The 18,583-nt window shown below is 63.7% G+C and carries 19 protein-coding genes and 1 riboswitch; of the genes, 4 read left to right on the top strand and 15 right to left on the bottom strand.

Features of this window, described 5'->3' with window-relative positions; translation table 11 throughout:
- Positions 1–365: 365 nt before the first annotated feature.
- Positions 366–713, bottom strand: coding sequence for an Lcl C-terminal domain-containing protein (locus CCR95_RS22110; protein ID WP_201098544.1), 348 nt, complete (start codon positions 711–713; stop codon positions 366–368).
- Positions 714–1,208: 495 nt separating this feature from the next.
- Positions 1,209–1,294, bottom strand: a riboswitch (cyclic di-GMP riboswitch).
- A gap of 372 nt (positions 1,295–1,666) precedes the next feature.
- Here CCR95_RS22110 and CCR95_RS22115 point away from each other — a divergent pair.
- Positions 1,667–2,926 (top strand): glucose-1-phosphate adenylyltransferase, encoded by a 1,260-nt coding sequence (locus CCR95_RS22115; RefSeq protein WP_201098546.1) that lies wholly within the window; start codon positions 1,667–1,669, stop codon positions 2,924–2,926.
- Between the two features lie 10 nt (positions 2,927–2,936).
- On the opposite strand, the gene CCR95_RS22120 is transcribed toward CCR95_RS22115, so the two are convergent.
- The 3 genes from CCR95_RS22120 to rlmD form a co-directional block, all read right to left on the bottom strand.
- A complete protein-coding gene (locus CCR95_RS22120) occupies positions 2,937–3,419 on the bottom strand; it encodes a L,D-transpeptidase (protein ID WP_201098548.1) in 483 nt (160 codons plus the stop codon).
- Positions 3,412–3,891 (bottom strand): CYTH domain-containing protein, encoded by a 480-nt coding sequence (locus CCR95_RS22125; RefSeq protein WP_201098550.1) that lies wholly within the window; start codon positions 3,889–3,891, stop codon positions 3,412–3,414. Before CCR95_RS22125 ends, CCR95_RS22120 begins: the two co-directional genes overlap by 8 nt.
- Before the next feature lie 287 nt (positions 3,892–4,178).
- Positions 4,179–5,501 carry a 23S rRNA (uracil(1939)-C(5))-methyltransferase RlmD gene (rlmD, locus tag CCR95_RS22130; protein ID WP_201098552.1) on the bottom strand — a complete coding sequence of 441 codons (1,323 nt, stop codon included), beginning with the start codon at positions 5,499–5,501 and terminating at the stop codon, positions 4,179–4,181.
- A 91-nt stretch (positions 5,502–5,592) separates the two neighbouring features.
- Here rlmD and tsaA point away from each other — a divergent pair, with 91 nt between their 5' ends.
- Entirely contained in the window at positions 5,593–6,318 is a 726-nt protein-coding gene (tsaA, locus tag CCR95_RS22135; RefSeq protein ID WP_201098554.1) for a tRNA (N6-threonylcarbamoyladenosine(37)-N6)-methyltransferase TrmO, read from the top strand.
- Positions 6,319–6,344: 26 nt separating this feature from the next.
- Here tsaA and sbcB read toward each other — a convergent pair whose 3' ends face one another.
- From sbcB to CCR95_RS22175, 9 genes are all read right to left on the bottom strand, one after another.
- Positions 6,345–7,784 carry an exodeoxyribonuclease I gene (gene sbcB, locus CCR95_RS22140; protein ID WP_201098556.1) on the bottom strand — a complete coding sequence of 480 codons (1,440 nt, stop codon included), beginning with the start codon at positions 7,782–7,784 and terminating at the stop codon, positions 6,345–6,347.
- A gap of 2 nt (positions 7,785–7,786) precedes the next feature.
- Positions 7,787–8,131: a 50S ribosomal protein L19 gene (gene rplS / locus CCR95_RS22145; protein WP_201098558.1), complete on the bottom strand. Its 345-nt coding sequence runs from the start codon at positions 8,129–8,131 to the stop codon at positions 7,787–7,789.
- A 21-nt stretch (positions 8,132–8,152) separates the two neighbouring features.
- Complete coding sequence (gene trmD / locus CCR95_RS22150) at positions 8,153–8,902, bottom strand: tRNA (guanosine(37)-N1)-methyltransferase TrmD (RefSeq protein WP_201098560.1); 750 nt, start codon at positions 8,900–8,902, stop codon at positions 8,153–8,155.
- Between the two features lie 35 nt (positions 8,903–8,937).
- Positions 8,938–9,456, bottom strand: coding sequence for a ribosome maturation factor RimM (gene rimM, locus CCR95_RS22155; protein ID WP_201098562.1), 519 nt, complete (start codon positions 9,454–9,456; stop codon positions 8,938–8,940).
- A gap of 19 nt (positions 9,457–9,475) precedes the next feature.
- Complete coding sequence (rpsP, locus tag CCR95_RS22160; protein WP_201098564.1) at positions 9,476–9,739, bottom strand: 30S ribosomal protein S16; 264 nt, start codon at positions 9,737–9,739, stop codon at positions 9,476–9,478.
- Positions 9,740–9,838: 99 nt separating this feature from the next.
- Positions 9,839–11,035, bottom strand: a complete 1,197-nt coding sequence (locus tag CCR95_RS22165) for a toxic anion resistance protein (protein WP_201098566.1) — start codon at positions 11,033–11,035, stop codon at positions 9,839–9,841.
- 19 nt (positions 11,036–11,054) lie between these two features.
- A complete protein-coding gene (locus tag CCR95_RS22170; RefSeq protein ID WP_201098568.1) occupies positions 11,055–11,846 on the bottom strand; it encodes a 5-bromo-4-chloroindolyl phosphate hydrolysis family protein in 792 nt (263 codons plus the stop codon).
- A 58-nt stretch (positions 11,847–11,904) separates the two neighbouring features.
- A complete protein-coding gene (locus tag CCR95_RS25980) occupies positions 11,905–12,033 on the bottom strand; it encodes a hypothetical protein (RefSeq protein ID WP_276570298.1) in 129 nt (42 codons plus the stop codon).
- Positions 12,023–12,640, bottom strand: coding sequence for a Uma2 family endonuclease (locus CCR95_RS22175; RefSeq protein WP_201098570.1), 618 nt, complete (start codon positions 12,638–12,640; stop codon positions 12,023–12,025). The genes CCR95_RS25980 and CCR95_RS22175 overlap by 11 nt, the downstream gene beginning before the upstream one ends.
- A 184-nt stretch (positions 12,641–12,824) precedes the next feature.
- On the opposite strand from CCR95_RS22175, the gene cydD reads away from it, so the two are divergent.
- Together cydD and cydC are read left to right on the top strand one after the other, a co-directional pair.
- Positions 12,825–14,624 carry a thiol reductant ABC exporter subunit CydD gene (gene cydD / locus CCR95_RS22180; protein WP_201098572.1) on the top strand — a complete coding sequence of 600 codons (1,800 nt, stop codon included), beginning with the start codon at positions 12,825–12,827 and terminating at the stop codon, positions 14,622–14,624.
- Entirely contained in the window at positions 14,621–16,342 is a 1,722-nt protein-coding gene (gene cydC / locus CCR95_RS22185; protein WP_201098574.1) for a thiol reductant ABC exporter subunit CydC, read from the top strand. Before cydD ends, cydC begins: the two co-directional genes overlap by 4 nt.
- Before the next feature lie 19 nt (positions 16,343–16,361).
- Here cydC and CCR95_RS22190 read toward each other — a convergent pair whose 3' ends face one another.
- Together CCR95_RS22190 and CCR95_RS22195 are read right to left on the bottom strand one after the other, a co-directional pair.
- A complete protein-coding gene (locus CCR95_RS22190) occupies positions 16,362–17,099 on the bottom strand; it encodes a hypothetical protein (protein WP_201098576.1) in 738 nt (245 codons plus the stop codon).
- Between the two features lie 116 nt (positions 17,100–17,215).
- Positions 17,216–18,193, bottom strand: coding sequence for a GNAT family N-acetyltransferase (locus CCR95_RS22195; protein WP_201098578.1), 978 nt, complete (start codon positions 18,191–18,193; stop codon positions 17,216–17,218).
- Between the last annotated feature and the right edge of the window lie 390 nt (positions 18,194–18,583).

Raw genomic sequence — 18,583 nt, forward strand, 5'->3', positions numbered from 1 at the left:
ATCGCCCGCATCCGGCCTCACTGCTTGTTCGTGTTCCTACGGTCGTGCCTTTGATCCACGCTTCTTTCAGCTTGGCCTCGCGGCGTCCGCCTTGCGCTTCACTACGGTTGTCGTCACTCTCTCCGGCAACCTCTTTGCAGGTCGCAAGTCTTGGCCCATGCCGGGCACACTAGGCGCGGGCTCGCCCGCGCTGACGCCCGCGCGAAGGTCGCGCCGAGCGGCGCCACAGGACGTCGGTTTGGTTCAACCAGACCAGGACAGCACGGCCGCTGAGCGCGGGCAAGTCCGCTCCCACAAACAATCGGCGCGCCCGCGAACCGGCACCCGCCAGACTCAACGCCATCGTCGGGCATGCAAAAAGCAAATTACTGTCCGCCCCGCACCAATCGGACATGGCCGCTGTCGCCCGTGCCCGCGCCGTGGCCGTCGACGAAAGCGACGACCCAGGCATAGTCGGGATAGTGAGCATGGGGCGAGGAGGACCAGAAGTAATTCGACGGCGTTGACGGAAAAACTCCCAGGTCGACGGACGTGTCATGGCACGCCCGTTCGACGATCGAGGACAATTCCTTGAGGTTGGGCAGACGCCAGTCGCCTTGGCTGGTCAGCGTCGACTGGTCGGCGCGCTGCAGGGCCTGCGACCAGTTATAGGTGGCCGCCGTGCCGGTGCAGGTGCCGCCGGACCGGTCTGCCCCTCGCTGCAGCGCGCCCATTGCAGGTCGGTGACGCTGTCGGTCACGGTGCCGTCGCCGTTGTCCGTGAAGCGGCTCGCAGGGGCGGTGGCGCGGATGCTGTCGTACTTGCAGACCTGGGCGGCCAGCGCGCCGCTCGAGAGGGCGAGCAGGACAAGGGCCGCCGCGATGGCGCTCCCGGAAAGCTGCGGCGGGCAGTGCTCCAAACCTGGATCAGCGACACCGTGGGCGCGGGCTTGCCCGCGCTGGCCGACGGCTCCCCCGTGTCTGGTAGCGCGGCCCTCCAAGTCGGGAACACGGCCCCACGGCGACATCCCGCGCGCACCGGGTGGGACAAAGCGCGCGGCGATCCAGTGGGGAGCGGACTCGGCTGGGCGAACCCGGATGGGTGATTGGGTAGTCATGCGCAACTCCGCAAGAAATCCTGACGCTCTGTGATCGACGATGGCTCGCTGAAACCCGCCCTGTGCGCAACAAAAAGCCGGACTCCCTTCCGTGACCCTGACGCGGGTCGCCGTCGGCAGTCCGGCTTTCCTGGAGCGGTTCGCTCAGGATCCGTGACATTCCGTCCCTGCCTTACGACAGGTTTGGCTCTTTCATCGGCGCGCGAAGGAAAAAAGATAGCATAAAAAAACCAGACATAAACAGGGGAAACTCGGGAAAGAATCACTGGTTCGTCTCTGGACGAAGCAGGGCTGGACCTCTGGTTGCGGGCTCGTCGTGGCGTTTTGGCCTGTCTTTCACGCCCGCCGATGATAGCCGGGTAGGGTTCGCTGTGCGGATCGGACTCCGCGCCAACCAATCCGACGACTGGCCCGCACAGCGGACCTTACACTTGGCTTCAGGTCCGCACAGCGAACCCTACCCTTGGCGTTCCGATAATCGAGAAACCTCCAGATGACAGGTTTATGATTCGCGGGTCAAGACCGACACACAACGAGAGAGTGCCCTCACCACGGGCCCGCGGAGGAGTTATGCAAACCGATCGAATCATTGCCTTCGTCATGGCCGGCGGCCAAGGCGCCAGGCTGCAACCCCTGACGACTGGACGTTCCAAGCCCTCGGTGCCCTTCGGTGCCCGCTATCGGATCGTCGATTTCGTCCTGAGCAATCTGGTCAATTCGCAGATCCAGACCATTTATCTGCTCGTCCAGTACAAATCCCAGGCACTGATCGAGCATGTCCGTAAGGCGTGGACCATCTCGCCCCTGCTTCAGAGTCAGTTCGTCACCGTGGTGCCGCCGCAGATGATGACCGGCGAGCACTGGTTCCAGGGCACCGCGGATGCGATCAACCAGAACATCAACCTGATCGAGGAACATCGTCCCGATCTGGTCGTGGTCTTTGGCGCGGATCATATCTATCGGATGGATATCCGCCAGATGGTGGAGTTCCACAAGGAACGCAAGGCCGATGTCACCATCGCCGCTCTGCCCGTCCCGCTGCGCGACGCGCAAGGTTTCGGGGTGATCGCCGCCGACACGGATGGACGCATCCAGGCCTTCGAGGAAAAGCCCGCCCACCCGACCCCGCTGGCCTCGGACCCGACGCAAGCCTATGCCTCCATGGGGAACTACATCTTCGATGCCAACGTACTGGTGAAGGCCCTCAAAGAGACCCAGGAGGCCGGAGAAACGGATTTCGGACAGCATGTGCTGCCCCGGCTGCTGCGCACCCACCGGCTGTTCGCCTACGACTTCGCGACCAACGAGGTTCCCGGAATCCTGCCCTACGAGAACCGCGTCTACTGGCGCGACCTGGGGACCATCGACGCCTATTTCGAGGCCCATCAGGATGTGCTGGGGCATGAACCCGTCTTCGATATGTTCAATCCCGACTGGCCGATCTTTTCCAGTGGCTATCAGGGGCCGGTGGCCCGCATCCTCGGCGGAGAGATCCGCAACAGTCTGCTCGGCGCGGCGACCATGATCCACGAGGGCGCGAAAATCAGCAATTCGATCATCCGCCGCGAGACGGTGATCGAGGAGGACGTGGTGCTGGAGGATTGTATCGTCATGGACTATGCGCGCATCGGGCGCGGCGCGCGGCTGCGCAAGGTGATCGTGGACCGCCACAATATCATCGAGGCCGGCGACCGGATCGGATTCGATGCGGTCAAGGATCGCCAGCGCTTCCACGTCAGCGAGGGCGGCGTGACGGTCATCCCCATGGGCCGCGTCAACTATTTCGCGCGCGACAATCGGGGGTCGGGCCGCGGAGGCTACGCCGAATAACCCTTTCAATTCAGGCGCGAATCTCTACCAGCATCCCGATCGGAGTCTGATCGAACAGTTCGATCAGATCCCGATTGCGCATCCGGATGCAGCCGTGCGAACAGGGCTCGCCCATGGGCGCCGCATCCGGACAGCCATGGATGTAGATATAGCGGCGCAGCGTATCCACGCAACCGCCCCGATTGATACCCGGTTCGCAGCCCGTGAGCCAGAGGATGCGGGTCAGGATCCAGTCCCGTTCCGGGTAGGCGGCGGCCAGTGCGTCATCGAGGATCTCGCCCGTCGGACGGCGCCCCCGGAAGACGGTCCCGACTGGACAACCCTCGCCGATGCGCATCCGCACCCGATGCAGACCGCGCGGGGTACAGCCGCTGCCGTTCCGTTCGCCGGCGCCATTGCGCCCGGTCGAGACTGCATAGCGGGCCACGGCACGGCCGCCCTCCCAGCGCGTCAGGGTTTGGCGGGCAATCTCGACGAGGAGGCGTCTATCCATCGCTTGACCAATGACGGAAGGGGGATCGGGCAAGGTTGACGTTGTAATAACGCGGATCGTCCGAGACCTCTTGCCCTGCCCAGTCGGGCATCTCGAAGGCGGCCTCCTCGGCATCCAGTTCCACCTCGGCCAGCACCAGCCCGGCATTGTCGCCGCCAAAGACATCCAGATCCCAGACATGCGCCCCGCACGGCAGCCGGTAACGAATCTTCTCGATCACCGGCGACACGGCCATCTCGCGCAGCATGGACTCGGCATCGTCAACGGGGATCGGATACTCGAATTCTGATCGCAGGATCCCGGCGGTGGCACCTTTGATGGTCAGAAAGGCAGCTTCGCCCCGAATTCGGACCCGAACCGTGATTTTCGCGTCGCTGGCCAGGTAGCCTTGCAGGATGCGTGTTCCGGCGTCCGCGCTAGCCCGCCAGGAATCGTCCTTCACCAGAAATTTGCGTTCGATTTCAGTGCCCATTTAAACCGCGCCCAGCGTGTTTGCGATGTTATTGGATTGGATCAATCTCGGCAGCCTCAACGACTGTCGGAGGTGGCGCGGTTTAAGACTACGTTCATATCCAGGGGGATCCGAGCTGAGCGGGTATGAACCGAAAAGCGTCGCTGTCCTATCTCTCGAACATATTTCGTTGTCGTTGTCGTAATCGTCGTCGTAGTCAGGCGGATTTTCGATAACGACAACGACAACGATAACGACGACCTGCAAAGTCCTCGACCGCGTTTTCAGTCCTGGCTCCGCCGGATTCTTCAACGCTCGAACAGCGCCATGGATTCCACATGCGCGGTGTGCGGAAACATATCCATCACGCCCGCCGCCCGCAGCTTGTAACCAAGTCCATTGACCAGCCGATCAGCATCCCGCGCCAGGGTCGCGGGGTTGCAGGAGACATAGAGGATGCGCTCGACGCCCAGGCGCGGCAGACAGTCCAGCACCTGCAAGGCGCCGCTGCGCGGGGGGTCCAGCAGCGCGCGGGTAAAGCGTTCGCGCATCCAGGGCTGAAGATCCAGTTCGCCATCGAGATTGGCGGTATAAAACCGCGCGTTGCCGATCCCGTTGCGCGCTGCGTTGGACTCCGCCCGCGCCACCAGTCCGACCTCGCCCTCGACGCCGACCACCGACGCCGCCCGACGCGCCAGCGGCAGGGTGAAATTCCCCAGTCCGCAGAACAGATCCAGCACGGAGTCGTCCGGTTGCACGTCCAGCAGTGCGAGCGCGCGATCCACCATCAGCCGGTTCAGCTCCAGATTGACCTGGGTGAAATCGTTTGGCTGGAACTCGATCTGGATCTCATGGCGCGGCAGCCTGTAGTGAAGGTCAATACCTTGGCCCGGCAGCGGACGGATGGTTTCGACGCCGCCCTCCTGAAGGTAGACATGAAACCCCTCGCGCCCGGCCAGCGACAGGAGCGCCTCGACATCCTCCGCGCTCGGCGGCGCCATCGCCCGGAACACCAGCACGCAGGGACCGTCGCCCATGGAGACCTCGATCTGCGGCACCTGATCGCGGATGCTCAAGCCGTCGACCGTCTCAGCGAGGATCCGGAGACGCTCGCCGACCGCTGGATGCAGCACCTCGCAGCGGGTCAGATCGGCGAGATAGGCGTTGCCGCGCTCGCGAAAACCGACCAGGGTCCGACCTTTCTTGAGAACATGACGCACCCCGAGCCGCGCCTTACGCCGGTAGCCCCAGTGACCGGCGACCAGGGGATCCAGCCAGCGCTCCGGGTCAACCTTGCCGATGCGCGCGAAGACATCCGCCAGACTCGCCTGTTTCATCCGGATCTGAGCCGTCGCGTCCATGTGTTGCAGACTGCAACCGCCGCAGACGCCAAAATGCGGGCACTTCGGTTCGACCCGCTCGGGGGCCGCGCGCAGCACCTCGACGACCGTCCCCTCATCGAAGCGGCGTTGCAAACGCGTGTAGCGGAAGCGCACCCGCTCGCCCGCAAGCGCGCCGTCGACGAAGACCGCCTTGCCGTCGATGTGCGCGAGTCCCCTGCCCTCGTGGGTCAGCGATTCGATGTCGGCCTCGACGGGCTCCTGTGGAAGTGGTTTGCGTTTTCTTGACACAGATGTCCTTCATTCGGATTGGAAGATGGTCTAGCCGTTACGATACGATCATCGGCGCCGCGCACCGAATCTCCACCGGATCCTTTTACCCATGAACTTCGAGCCCATCGGCTTCATCCGCTCGCCCTATACCGATAAGTTCGGCATCCCGCGCCAACCCGGACTGGTGACAGCCGCGGAGGCGCGACTGGAACTCCTGCCGCCTTTCGCGCGCGAGGAGGCATTCAAGGGGCTCGACGGCTTCTCACATGTGTGGATTCTCTTTGTTTTCCATCAGGATTGCCTGCATGCCGGCTGGCGCCCGACCGTGCGGCCGCCGCGCCTGGGCGGCCGCGAGACGGTTGGGGTTTTCGCCAGCCGGGCTCCCTATCGGCCAAACCCCATCGGAATCTCGGCGGTGGAGCATCTGGGACTGGAGCGCGATACGCGGGGGCTGGCGCTCAAACTGCGCGGGGTCGATCTGCTCGACGGCACGCCCGTGCTCGACATCAAACCCTATGTGCCTTACGCCGATGCGCTCCCCCAGGCATCGAGCGGATTCGCAACACCGCCTCGGGTCACCGCGCTGCCCGTCGCGTTTTCGGAAAGCGCTCGCCGGGACGTGGAGTTGGCGGATCCCAACGGCCAACGCAAACTGTTCGAGTTGATCGCACAGATTCTGGCCCAGGATCCCCGCCCCGGCTACATGGATCGTTACCCGGAGCGCCGCGAATTCGGAATCCAGCTTTACGATCTCAATATTCGCTGGCGTATCGATGACCGCGAGATCAAGGTGATCGGCGTTGACCCGCTCGCGGCGTTGGAACTCGCGCGGTGACTTTCCGAGAGTTTCCTGACGATGCTCTAGATCGCGGCGTCAAGCACCTGTTCGGCCCAGCCCGAGAGCGCCTCCAGGATCTTGAGCTTCCCCGGATCGGCGGCATGGATCTCGGTCAATTCCATCAGACGCTGTTCATAGTGGTCGATCTGGATGCTCCCGCCACCGTCCGGATCGGTGAGTCGGGTCAGTCGCTCGGCGTCCCAATCCTCGCGTTCCTCGGAGGTCAGACTCTCGGGCCAATTGCGGGCGCGATAGCGAAACAGCATTCGGGGCAGACGCGCATCCTCGAAAACCGGCGACGCTTGCGCCAGTTCAGCCGGCGAGAGACGGTGCATCCCATCCAGGATCCGCCGGTCCTGGTCGGAGAAAAAGCCGCCGGAGTAGAGCATCAGGTCGGGGTCGGTCTCGGCTGGCCCTTCTGGCAGTTGATGCGCGGCCTGCACGCGACGCTGGATGTCGGCGGCGGATGCCGAAATCCAGCGCGCCCGTGCGACGACCTGATCGGGATCGATCCGCCAGCGCTCGGCGGTCTGGGCGGTCAGGGTTTTCAGCGTGGCCAGTACCGGGGCGCGATTGACATGAACGGTCTTCAGTGGGATGCGCTCCACCCCCTCGGGTAACTGCGCGGTCGGGGTAAAGAGTCGGGCGCGGATGTCCTCGACGGACAGATCGAGGAGTTGGGCCGGATCGGCGCGCAGGTCGAAGCAGATCACGCCATTGCTGTTCGTCGGGTGTTGCGCCACCGGAAACACCGGCGCGAGACATCCCAAGGCGGCGGGATAGCGGGCCGAGACATGCAGCAGCGGCTCACCCTTGGCGAGCAGATCGCGCACGCGCCGCTTGTCGCGCAGGGTTAGCGCATAGTCGAACAACCGGGGCTGGACCTGGCGCAGCCGGCGCGCGAGCGCGAGCGTGGCGCGCACGTCGGCGAGCGCGTCGTGCGCCTGAGCATGGCCGATGCCATTGGCGGCGGTCAGTTGCTCCAGCTTGAACGAGACGGTGCCATCCTCGTGGGTCGGCCACTCCAGACCCTCGGGGCGCAGGGCATGGGCCAGCCGCAGGGTATCGATGAGATCCCAGCGCGAATTGCCGGTGCGCCATTCGCGCGCATAGGGGTCGTAGAGATTGCGGTATAGCAGATGGCGGGTGACTTCGTCGTCGAAACGGAGACTGTTGTAGCCAACCCCGCAGGTGCCGGGTTTGCTCAGCGCGGCCTGGATGTTTGCGGCGAATTCGGCCTCAATCAGACCCTCGCGCGCGGCGAGTTGCGGCGTGATGCCGGTAATGAGACAGGCCTCCGGCTGGGGCAGCAGATCCGTCGCGGGGCGACAGAAAAGCAGCAGCGGATCGCCGACCTCGTTCAGATCGGTATCGGTGCGCAGACCGGCAAACTGACAGGCACGATCACGACGGGGGTCGGCGCCCCAGGTTTCGTAATCGTGCCAGTAGAAGGTTTGCGACAAGCCTAGAGCTTTTCCCGAATCCGGGCAGCCTTGCCGGTGAGTCCGCGCAGATAGTAGAGCTTGGCGCGACGCACGTCGCCCTTGCGCTTGACCTCGATCCCGCCGATGGCCGGGCTATAGGTCTGGAAGACCCGCTCCACGCCCTCGCCGTGCGAGATTTTCCGCACCGTGAAGGCGGAATTCAGACCGCGCTTGCGAATGGCGATCACCACGCCCTCGAAGGCCTGGAGACGTTCGCGGTTGGCTTCCTTGACCTTCACCTGCACGACGACGGTATCGCCGGGGGCAAAGTCGGGAATTTCACGGGTCATTTGCTCTTGTTCGAGCGCTTGAATAATGTTGCTCATGGTTTTCCTTAGCTCCTGTTCTCAGCCGGCGTCATCTTGATGATGGGCCAGGATAAATTCATCGAGTAACGCCTGCTCGGCCGGGCTCAGCCCGCGCCGCTTCAGCAATTCCGGGCGCCGCAACCAGGTCCGGCCCAGCGCCTGACGCAGCCGCCAACGTTCGATCGCGGCATGATCGCCGCCGATCAGCACGGACGGAACCGAACAGCCGTCGATCCGTTCCGGGCGGGTGTAATGCGGGCAATCCAGCAGCCCATCCATATAGGAGTCCTGACGGGCGGAATCGGCATGTCCGAGCGCGCCCGGCAAGAGCCGGATCGCGGCGTCCATCACCACCATGGCCGGCAGTTCGCCGCCGCTCAGGACGTAGTCGCCGATCGACCATTCCTCGTCCACCTGCGCCGCGATCAGGCGCTCGTCGATCCCTTCGTAGCGACCGGCCACCAGAATCCATCCGGGTTGTGCGGCAATCTCGCCGATTGCGACCTGATCGAGCAACCGCCCCTGAGGGGACAGATAGGCGACCCGGCTGGTCGGGGCGGCCGAGCGCGCGTCGGCGATGGCATCGCGGAGCGGCTCGACCTTCATCACCATACCGGGACCGCCACCATAGGGCCGGTCATCGACGGTGCGATGGACATCCTGGGTGTAATCCCGCGGATTCCAGAGATGCAGTTCGGCCAGACCGCGGGTCATGGCCCGTCCGGTGACGCCCTGATCCGACAGAATGCGGAACAGATCAGGAAATAGGGTGACGACATCGAAGCGCATAGCTGAAATCGTGAGCCGCCCGAGACGCGTTGCGGTTAAAAATCAGGATCCCAATCGACCTCGATCCGGCCGCGCGCGAAATCCACATCCTTCACCACGTCGCCCCAGGCAAACGGCAGCAGACGCTCGCGCTCGCCCTTGACCACCAGCACGTCGTTGACGCCGGTCGAAAAAAGATGGTCCACCCGACCGAGATCGACACCGGCGACGGTGACGACCGCGAGCCCTTCCAGGTCGAACCAGTAAAACTCGTCCGGACGCGGCGGGGGCAATTGCTCGCGGGTCACCGCGATCTCCTGACCGACCAATTGCGCGGCCGCGTCGCGATCTTCGCAGCCATCGAGCCTCACGATCATGCCCTTCCCGTGCAACTTGCGCTCGGAGAGCTTGCGTGGCGTCGCTTCCGGGCCAATCAGCCAGGGCACGTAGCCGAGAATGCCGTCGCGCGGATCGGTTTCCGAGACGACTTTCACCCAACCCTTGAGACCGTAAACGCCCGCGATGCGTCCAACGACGATGCGCGACGGATCGGTTCGTGGAGCCGTGACGGTCATCGGGAGGACGCGTAAAGGCTCAGGCCGCGATCGCCGCCGCCTCGCGCGCCGCCTGCTTCAGCAACTGCTTGGCACGATCGGTCGGCTGGGCGCCCTGACGAATCCAGTAATCGGCGCGTTCGCGATCGACGCGCAGCGGAATTTCGCCGCCCCTTGCGTTGGGATTAAAGAATCCAAGCCGCTCGATATAACGGCCGTCGCGCTTGGCGCGAATATCGGCGACAACGATCTGGTAGAAGGGGTTTTTCTTGGAACCACCCCGAGATAAGCGAATTGTGACCATGTACTGTCCTGGATCAGACGTGTGGGCGTTGCGGGATAGCCCCGCAGGTAAACGCGCAAATATACAGAATCTGACGAAAAATGGAAGCGTGGAATCGTCTCAGGATGACCGACCAGCGCTCACCGCCCCGCCGCGCGCGCTGGCCGACGTGAGCGTCCGGCGCAGATCCGCTTCCAACTGCTCCAACTCGCGACTGGCTGCGGCACGGGCGCGCTTGCCCTCGTCGGCGATCGCGAGGCTCTCCTCGATGGTCTCGATCAGGGTCCGGTTGGCCTGCTTGACCACCTCGATATCGAAAACGCCGCGCTCGATCTGACGCCGCGCCTCGGCATTGGCCGACTTGAGATTCCCGGCATTGGCGCGCAGCAGATCGTTGGTCAGATCGGTCGCCGCCTTGAGGGTGTCGGCGGCCTCGGCGGAGCGATAGATAGTCACGGCCTGGGCCAGTTGCTGGCGCCACAGCGGAACGGTATTGACCAGAGTCGAATTAATCTTGTTGATCAGACCCTTGTCGTTCTCCTGCACCAGCCGAATGCTCGGCAGACCCTGCATCGAGACCTGTCGGGTCAGTTTCAGATCATGGACCCGACGCTCCAGCTCATCGCGGACGCCGCGCAGATCCTTGAGCTTTTGCACCTCGACCATGTCCTTGCTCGCCTCCACTTGGGCAACCAGGGCCGGAATCGTCGTCTCGTCGAGTTCAGTCAGCTTGCGTTCGCCAGCGGCGATGTAGCGCTCCAGTGCGCGGAAATAATCGAGATTCGCGGCATAAAGCCGGTCCAGCGCGGTCACGTCCGTCAGCAGTTTGGTCTGATGACGCTCCAGCGTTCTGGAGATCTCCTCGATCTGATCGCGCACCACCTCGTATTCCTGAAGGAACCTGACCACGGGCCGGCTCTTGCCCATCAGCCGGGACAGAAACCCCGGCTTGCGATTGGGATTGAGATCCTCGACATCGAATCCCTTGAGAGTCGTGACCATCTCGCTCAGCGCCGCGCCCGCCGGGCCGACATCCTTCGCGCGCACGCCCTCCAGCATCTGATCCGAAATCTCGGTAAGCCGTTCCTGGGCCTTGGCGCCGAAGAAGAGGATCGAATGCGAATCGGCCAGATTCAGTTCCTGAAGCAGGCCCGCGACCTCGGGATCCGCGGCGGGCGCCACGGGGTGCTCGTCGAGGGTCATCGGCGGCTGGACGCTGGCTGGAGCCACCACGGGTAACTCCATGTCCGGCGCCGAGGCGGACGCCTCGGGCGTGTCGCGGGAAACGCCTTTTCGACTCTCATGCTCATCCACCATCGCGATCCTCCAATCCATTCTAAAGTTGCGTCAATTGCTTCTTCAACACCTCGATCTGAACATCGAGATCCATCAGGTCGGTTTTCAGCAGACGCCGATGCTGTTCGTCGAAGACCTCCTCGACGGTCGCTAGGACCGTGCGGAAATTCTGCTCCAGTTCGCGTGAATCGGCCAGACGGTGCGTGCGGGCATAGCCGTCGGCGACCTGCTGCACCCCCTCCAGATAGACGTTCAGAAACTTGCGCGCGCGAAACAGATCGGTCGGGCGATCCGCGATCTGGTTGAGGATGACGCGCCCCTGACGGCCAATGCGTTGCAGCCGAAGTTTCAGTTCGGGATTGGCGATGGTCGTCGCCGCGCGCTCCAGTTCGATGAGTTTGCGTTCCGCCTCGGCGAGCGCATCGGCAACCTTTCTGGCCCGCTCATCGCTGAGATCGAAGGGACGCGGCCGGCCCAGCGGTTCGAGACCATAGACCAGATGAAACCCGAGCAACGCCACCGCCGCGAAGGCCAGACTGAGCGCAAACCCATGACCGACCGCGATAAAGGCGGTCAGGCCCGTGGCGAACCCCGTGAGCAGTCCGCCGATGGTCTTGAGCGGGATCCGCTCCAGACGGGCGAAGCGCAGGGTCTGTTGCGCCTGGACGGACAGGATGCCACGACGGGTCAGAGAGGCGGCGGCCATGAAGAGGACAAAGCCGGCGCCGTCGCCTAGAAAGGCATCGAGCCGACCCGTGCCCAGCCCGATCAACGCGCCAAACAAGAGCGGCAGCGGCAGCAGGAAGAGGAGCGCGCCTTTCAACCGTGACATCTGCGCTCCGGGAATCCAGTCCGCGGGCAGGGCCGGTACGCGCGCACGGGCGATGCGCTCACCATAACAGCGCCTGACAGGAGACCAGCCAGACGCTGGAGAGAAGCAGCACCACACCAAGAATCCGCGCGCCCAGCGACGGTCTGGCGGGCGGGGTTTGGCGGTGCGGCGTCAGATCATCCGGCATGGCCGCGCGTCTCCTCTAGCTCAAACCGCACCCTATCGAACTGTACCCTGGCGTAGATCTCAGCCATCGGCACGACGCACTCGATGGCGTCGAAGCGGATCAGATCGTCTGGGTCGGAATAGGCGGTCAACACCCAGCGATCATCGTCCCGACGGGTGAACACATCGACCGAATAGCGATCCTGGGCGACCAGGACATACTGCCGCAGGCTCGGCAACGCGCGATAAATGGCGAATTTCCCGCCCCGATCATAGCCCTCGGTCGACGGCGACAGCACCTCGATCAGCAGGATCGGATTGGTCAGAACGTCGCTGCGTTCGTCGTGGAAGGCCGGTTCGTCGCAGAGCGCGACGACATCCGGGTAGGTGCTGGCATCGGCGGCATCGACGCGGATGCGCATGTCGTTAGAAAGCACCGTGCTGGGACCGGACTTGAGCGCCGCGCGCAGTTCGCTCGCCAGGTTCAGTGTAATGAGGTTGTGGTTGTAGCTCGCGCCAGTCATCGCATAGAGATGACCCGCGACATACTCGTGCTTCGCGTCGATGGCCTCGCGCTCGACCGCGAGATAGTCATCAAAGCTGTAAGCGGCTTGCGGTTGCAGCGACATCCGGGCGACTCCGTGTTGATTTCACTTCAGTCAGGTCGACTCAACTCGATGCAGCCGAGTATAGACGGATGCGAACTCGGATTCCTCGCGGGTCGCGTTTAACGAATCGGCATTGCCCAGCATCGACCGGTTCCGTATCCTCGCCGTTCCGATGTCGCCGGAGTCACCCTCGGAACCAACGCGCATGTCCGTCAACAACTGGCTCAAATCCCAACGTCCGCTGGCCGGAAACGCGCTGGCGTTCACCGTCTGGCTAAATACGGCGAATGGCCTGCTCGCCATCGTCCAGGCTTGGTGTCTGGCGGTCATCCTCAACGCCGTCATCTTCGCCGGCGCCGGCTTGACGGAAATCCAGCCCTGGCTGTGGTCGCTGCTCGGTCTGTTCGCGCTGCGCGCGGCGGTCGTCTGGTTCGCCGAACGCACCGCGTTCGGCGCCGCGGCCGGCGTGCGGGTGGCGCTGCGCGATCGGGTCTATCGGCATCTGCAACGGCTCGGTCCCGGTTATCTCGCCAACCAGCGCAGCGGCGCGCTGGTGGAGACCCTGACCAAGGGCATCGACGACCTGGAAGGCTACTACGCCCGCTTCCTGCCGGCCATGACCCTGACGATGATCCTGCCGCTCGCCATCCTGACCGCCGTGCTGCCCATGGACTGGCTGGCCGGTCTGGTGCTGATGGTGACGGCGCCCATGATTCCGCTCTTCATGATCCTCATCGGCTCCGGCGCCGAGGCCCGCAACCAGCGCCAGTGGAAACAACTGGCCCGCATGAGCGCGCATTTCCTGGACGTCATCCAGGGTCTGACCACGCTCAAGCTGTTTGGGGCCAGCCGGCGCGAGGTCAAGGTGGTCGCGCAAATCTCGGACGACTATCGGGTCAGCACCATGCAGGTGCTGCGGATCGCCTTCCTGTCCTCGGCGGTGCTGGAGTTTTTCGCCACCGTCGGTATCGCCATCGTGGCCGTCTTCATCGGCTTCCGACTCTATGGCCTGGCCCTGCCCGTCCCGCCCTGGCTGGCGGTGCCCGATGTCACCTTTCTACAAGGTCTATTCGTCCTCATGCTGGCCCCGGAGTTCTATGCGCCGCTGCGCAATCTGGGCACTCAGTATCACGCCCGTCTGGCGGCGGTGGCCGCCGCCGAGCAACTGATTCAGGTGCTGGAGGCCGAACCCGCGCAATCCGTCCCCGGCACCGAACCGCTGGCCGCCGGGCGCCCGCTCGGGGTGCGGTTCGAGTCGGTGCGCTTCAGCTATGAGGAAGGCCGGGACGCGCTCCAAGGGCTGGATATCGAGATTCCGCCGGGGCAGCGAATCGCACTGGTCGGCACCAGCGGCGCGGGCAAGACCACGGTCGTGAACCTGCTGCTCGGTTTCCTGACACCGACCGGGGGGCGCATTCTGATCGGCGAGCAGGAACTGTCGCGCATCGATCTCGACGACTGGCGCCGGCATCTGGCCTGGGTGCCCCAACAGCCGCGTCTGTTCCAGGGATCGATCGCCGACAATATCCGCCTCGGTGCGCCGGAGGCGAGTCTGGACGCCGTGCGCGAGTCGGCGCGGCGCGCGCGCGCGGACCAGTTCATCGAGGCGCCGCCCGACGGCTACGACAGCCGGGTCGGCGAGCGCGGCGCGGGGCTGTCCGGCGGACAGATCCAGCGCATCGCCCTGGCGCGCGCTTTTCTGCGGGACGCGCCGCTCGTCATCCTCGACGAGGCAACGGCCAATCTCGACCCGGAGAGCGAGCGTCTCGTCCAGGAAGGCATCGACGATCTCGCCCGCGACCGCACCCTGCTGGTGGTCGCTCACCGGCTGGCGACGGTGCGCCGGGCCGATCGCATCCTGGTGCTGGACCAGGGCCGCATCGTCGAACAGGGCGACCATGCCACGCTGGCCGCGGCGCACGGACTCTACGCCCGCATGATCGCGGCCTATGGAGATGCCGGCCAAGGGGTTGCCGACCTTCAGGACAGGAGTAAAGGCTCATGAAGGACATTCTGCGTCTATTGGACCTTTTCCGGCCCTATCGGGGCTGGATGCTGCTCGGCACCCTGGCCGCGATCCTCACCCTGATCGCCAACGTCATGCTGATGGCCGCCTCCGGCTGGTTCCTCGCCGCGATGGCGACGGCCGGCGCCGCCGGCGTTGCCATGAACTATTTCACCCCGGCGGCCATGATCCGGGGCAGCGCCATGCTGCGCACCGGCGGACGCTATGCCGAGCGGCTGGTCAATCACGAGGCGACCTTCCGTCTGATCGCCAGCCTGCGGGTCTGGTTCTACAGCCACCTGGAACCGCTCGCGCCCGCGCGGCTCCAGCAGTATCACAGCGGCGATCTGCTCAGCCGCATCCGCGCCGACATCGACGCGCTCGACAACCTCTATGTACGGGTGCTGGTGCCGGTCGTCGTCGCCCTCGCAAGCACCCTGATCTTCGGTGTCTTCCTCTTTCTCTTTGCCCCGGTTCTGGCCCTGACCGGACTGATCTTTCTATTGCTCGCGGGCGTCGCCCTACCGCTCTGGTCCCAGTCGCGCGGACAGGCGCCAGGACGGCGGATCACCGAGGACGAGAGCGAGCTGCGGACCGCCGTCATTGACGGCATTCAGGGGATGGCCGAACTCACTGTCTACGGCGTGACGGAACGGCAGGCCCACCGCATCGACGACCTGAGTCGCCGCCTGGTCGCCGATCAGGCACGACTGAGCAGCGACCACGGGCTGACCCTGGCGGCGGTCGGCCTCTGCGCCAGTCTGAGTCTCTGGGTGCTGCTCTGGCTGGCGATTCCGCTGGTGCGCGACGGTCAGCTCATGCCGCCCCTGCTCGCCATGCTGGCCCTGTTCACGCTTGCCAGTTTCGAGGCGGTCGCGCCGCTGCCGCAAGCCTTTCAATTGCTTGGTCGCACGCTCGCCGCCGCGCGCCGGCTCTTCGACATCGTCGACACCGAACCGGCGGTGCGCGAGCCGCCGGGTCTCTCGCCCCAGCCCAAGGGCTTCGACATCGCCTTCGACCGCGTCACCTTCGGCTATCCCAAGGCCGCGCGCCCGGCCGTCGCCGACATCGTCCTGCACATTCCCGAAGGGACGCGAGCCGCCGTCATCGGCGCCACCGGCTCGGGCAAGAGCACGCTGTTCAATCTGCTACTGCGTTTCTGGGCGCCTGACAGCGGGGCGATTCGGATCGGCGGACAGGACATCGCGGACTTTCATGGCGACGATCTACGCCGTCATATCGCCGTGGTCAGCCAGCACACCCATCTGTTCGACGCGACTATCCGGGAAAATTTGCTGATCGCCAATCCCGATGCCTCCCAGGGCGCCATCGAACAGGCGTGCCGGGTGGCCCAGATCCATGACTTCATCGCCGAACTTCCCGAAGGCTACGACACCTGGGTCGGCGAAACCGGGGTGCGGATGTCCGGGGGTCAGGGGCGACGGATCGCCGTGGCGCGCGCGCTGCTCAAGGACGCGCCCATTCTGCTGCTCGACGAACCCACCGAGGGGCTGGACGCCGCCACCGAGCGCGATCTGATGCAGGCGCTCGACCGGCTGATGGTCGGGCGCACGGTCCTGCTGATTACCCACCGTCCGGCCGGGTTGGACTGGGTCGATCAGGTGCTGGTGCTCGATCAGGGTCGCGAGCTGGCCCATGGCGATGTCTCCGTGGTGCCCCAGGCGACGCAGGCGGCACTGCTCGCCGTTAAACCTTAAAGAGCGGTTGAATCGCAAATCACGCTTTAAACAGCGCATTGAAGGTGTCCCGCATCACCCACGAGAACATCTTCGGATTGCGCGCCACCTGCCCCAATGCGTAGGGGAGCCACGCAGTGCCAAAGGGTATGTAGAGGCGGACCGGTACGCCGAATTCGCGCGCCACGGCCATCGAGGCGCGGCGCGGAAGCCCGCACAGCAACTCCAGTTCGCAGTCCGTACCCGCATGCAGCAGGCGGCTCAACGCCTCGCGAGCCAAGGGGGCGTCGTGCGTTGCGACTGCGACGATGGATGCCCGACCGGCCAGACGATCGATCACGGACAGAAATCCGTCTCCAGGATCGGTATCGGGTCGCTCCTGACAAGCCCATTGCCCCTTGACGACACGCACGCGGATACCCCGAGAAGTGGCCCAGTCGGCATCATCGGGGCTGCGTTTCCATCGGCCGGGCACGGTCAGCCCCAGCTTCGGATACTGTCCTCGCAACGCCTCCAACGCCTCAAGCGTCGGCGTTGCCGTCTCGGGGCCGTGGGAATCGAAATGCATCAGTTGATCATGACGCCTTGCGCAATCGGCGATTTCGAGCAAGTCGTCCCGCGCGTAACCGAGTGCCGGAACCTTAATGGAAACATAGCCTTTCGGCCTTACCTCGGAGAGCGCTTCGACCGCCGCGCAGCACTCGCGCACGATCACGCTCGAGACATCGTCATCGGAATTAAAATAGCCAAGGGTACAGGCGACATCATTTGTCTCCATGCGACGGACCCATTTCATTGCATCGCGCAGGTGCGGACCCGGCACGTAGGCCCGGCTGGCGATGCGCAGAATTGGATCCCCGACGACAGACAACAACCGACGTAGCGACGCTTTCATCATGTGGTTACCCCGCGTATCAGGCGCTTCCTTAACGCGCCCAAAAGATCCTGCACCAATGCCAACGCTCCCTGGAGTGAAGCCGGATACGCGTGGACACGCAAATAAGGCCGGAGCATGGTTGTCCATTGGGTCGTCCATGGTGCGGGACTCCCCAGAAACTCATAGGAACGAAGTCCGAATTGAGCCGCATAGCCGATGGTATGCAGCATCAACAAATTGCCCGGCGAGCAGCGCGCATAGCTCGGGTCATAACCGATTTTCAACAACCAGAATCTTTTTTGGCACTGGACAGCAATTTGCATGCCGATAGCAACGCCACCGACGCGCATCAAGGCCAGTCGCAGGGTTCCCTGACGCATGGCCGCACGGGCATACTCACGAAAGAAAGATCCGAGGATCTGGTCGCCGGTCAACGCCGTACCGCTTTCGCCTTTCCAGCTTCGCGCCTCGACGGCATACGCCTCGTCCAGCAGGCTGTCGAGCGCTGACTCACTCAGGTTCTCGTGGATTTCAAACGTCAATCCACCACTCTTTTCGGCATGGCGCTCCGCCCGGCGGAAATCGGAACGACGCCCAGCATTGAACTTCGATCGCGGATTTTTCCAGCTCGCATCCAGATCGATAAACGGCGTTCCCTCAGCCTTTCTCACAACGACAAGGCCGCGTCCGATGAAGGCACGTTTTAGCGCAACGATGCTGGGCGAGTTCGCCGGCACGCGGGGCAGCACGATCGCAAGCGACTGGTGGGCGAGACGGCACGCAAGCCTCTCCAGCCCCGCATTGCTCTCCCATACCAGATCGCCCGGCTCGCCAGTTTCCTGCGCACCCACGAGGCTTAACCTTTTCGGGTGGATCCCAATACGTGTCATTGGCATGCGTTGCCCGACGTGCGAGTCGTCAACATCGAACGTCACAATGTCCTGCTTTGACCCCAAATATTCGGCGGCAGTCAACACCCAGGCCGTATGCTGCATTGGCAACATACCCGAATCGACGCACCTGCCAACGCATGGCTTCAGTATGGCGTGATCCGCTTTGCGTATGTCATTGGGCGGTCGTGACACATCGATCGCGCCGCCGCAGGGACTGTCGCACTCAGGCTTATCCATTACGCTTCTTGTTCCAAATGGATGCTTCAGGACTTCTAAACGACCAGTCAATCCGATGAACGAAGATGGCTTCGACGCGTGTAGGAAACGCTTCTTTAAGGTGGGCTCTCCCGGAAATCGCCTTAAGTCTAGCAGCCTGTCGGACTTGAGCGTTCGGATTGGCTGAAAAAGACAATCAAGAGGCTATTTTCCTCGAAAATAGCCTTTTTTCGGCCAAAAAGGCATTTTTCCTACGAATTTCCCTTACTGCAGGCG

Source organism: Thiocystis minor (genome assembly GCF_016653465.1).
In the GTDB taxonomy this organism is placed as follows: domain Bacteria; phylum Pseudomonadota; class Gammaproteobacteria; order Chromatiales; family Chromatiaceae; genus Chromatium; species Chromatium minus.

Bases quoted from the DNA above. Each gene is read 5' to 3' on its own strand.
- CCR95_RS22110 (WP_201098544.1), bottom strand. From the start codon at position 713: ATGGGCGCGCTGCAGCGAGGGGCAGACCGGTCCGGCGGCACCTGCACC.
- tsaA (WP_201098554.1), top strand. From the start codon at position 5,593: ATGAACTTCGAGCCCATCGGCTTCATCCGCTCGCCCTATACCGATAAG.
- CCR95_RS22120 (WP_201098548.1), bottom strand. From the start codon at position 3,419: ATGGATAGACGCCTCCTCGTCGAGATTGCCCGCCAAACCCTGACGCGC.
- CCR95_RS22195 (WP_201098578.1), bottom strand. From the start codon at position 18,193: ATGCAGCATACGGCCTGGGTGTTGACTGCCGCCGAATATTTGGGGTCA.
- rplS (WP_201098558.1), bottom strand. From the start codon at position 8,131: ATGAGCAACATTATTCAAGCGCTCGAACAAGAGCAAATGACCCGTGAA.
- CCR95_RS22190 (WP_201098576.1), bottom strand. From the start codon at position 17,099: ATGGAGACAAATGATGTCGCCTGTACCCTTGGCTATTTTAATTCCGAT.
- CCR95_RS22125 (WP_201098550.1), bottom strand. From the start codon at position 3,891: ATGGGCACTGAAATCGAACGCAAATTTCTGGTGAAGGACGATTCCTGG.
- CCR95_RS25980 (WP_276570298.1), bottom strand. From the start codon at position 12,033: ATGCCGGATGATCTGACGCCGCACCGCCAAACCCCGCCCGCCAGACCG.
- rimM (WP_201098562.1), bottom strand. From the start codon at position 9,456: ATGACCGTCACGGCTCCACGAACCGATCCGTCGCGCATCGTCGTTGGA.
- trmD (WP_201098560.1), bottom strand. From the start codon at position 8,902: ATGCGCTTCGATGTCGTCACCCTATTTCCTGATCTGTTCCGCATTCTG.
- cydC (WP_201098574.1), top strand. From the start codon at position 14,621: ATGAAGGACATTCTGCGTCTATTGGACCTTTTCCGGCCCTATCGGGGC.
- CCR95_RS22170 (WP_201098568.1), bottom strand. From the start codon at position 11,846: ATGTCACGGTTGAAAGGCGCGCTCCTCTTCCTGCTGCCGCTGCCGCTC.
- CCR95_RS22165 (WP_201098566.1), bottom strand. From the start codon at position 11,035: ATGGTGGATGAGCATGAGAGTCGAAAAGGCGTTTCCCGCGACACGCCC.
- CCR95_RS22115 (WP_201098546.1), top strand. From the start codon at position 1,667: ATGCAAACCGATCGAATCATTGCCTTCGTCATGGCCGGCGGCCAAGGC.
- CCR95_RS22175 (WP_201098570.1), bottom strand. From the start codon at position 12,640: ATGTCGCTGCAACCGCAAGCCGCTTACAGCTTTGATGACTATCTCGCG.
- rpsP (WP_201098564.1), bottom strand. From the start codon at position 9,739: ATGGTCACAATTCGCTTATCTCGGGGTGGTTCCAAGAAAAACCCCTTC.
- cydD (WP_201098572.1), top strand. From the start codon at position 12,825: ATGTCCGTCAACAACTGGCTCAAATCCCAACGTCCGCTGGCCGGAAAC.